Below are 497 nucleotides of genomic sequence, written 5' to 3' on the forward strand. Positions count from 1 at the left end.
GGCAAGAAGAGTGAACAAGTCAAAAAGATTACGGTTTCCATTCCTCTTAAGGTGTTAAAAATCCTCACCGATGAACGCACGCGTCGTCAGGTGAACAACCTGCGTCACGCTACCAACAGCGAGCTGCTGTGCGAAGCGTTTCTGCATGCCTTTACCGGGCAACCTTTGCCGGATGATGCCGATCTGCGTAAAGAGAGCAGCGACGAAATCCCGGAAGCGGCAAAAGAGATCATGCGTGAGATGGGGATTAACCCGGAGACGTGGGAATACTAAAGCAAAAAAGAGCGGCGCGGAGTGGAATCGCCTGATGCGCTACGCTTATCAGGCCTACGTCATATTGCAATTTATTGAATTTGCACGAACTTGTAGGCCGGATAAGGCGTTCACGCCGCAACCGGCAGTCGTGCTATTATCAACGCATATTCAGTTTATTGGCGTGGTAGGCAATATGCTCGCCAATAAAACTGGAGACAAAATAATAGCTGTGATCATAACCC

Annotated in this window: 2 protein-coding genes; both read left to right on the plus strand. The window is 49.3% G+C overall.

What is annotated here, in order from left to right:
• A partial coding sequence (gene metJ / locus NQ050_RS11040) for a met regulon transcriptional regulator MetJ (protein ID WP_257039390.1) occupies positions 1-273 on the plus strand: 273 nt, incomplete at its 5' end.
• A gap of 34 nt (positions 274-307) precedes the next feature.
• Positions 308-497: hypothetical protein (locus tag NQ050_RS11045; protein WP_257039391.1), on the plus strand; the 190-nt coding region annotated here is incomplete at its 3' end.

It is taken from the genome of Corynebacterium sp. 122RC1 (assembly GCF_024580955.1).
Classification (GTDB): domain Bacteria; phylum Actinomycetota; class Actinomycetes; order Mycobacteriales; family Mycobacteriaceae; genus Corynebacterium; species Corynebacterium kozikiae.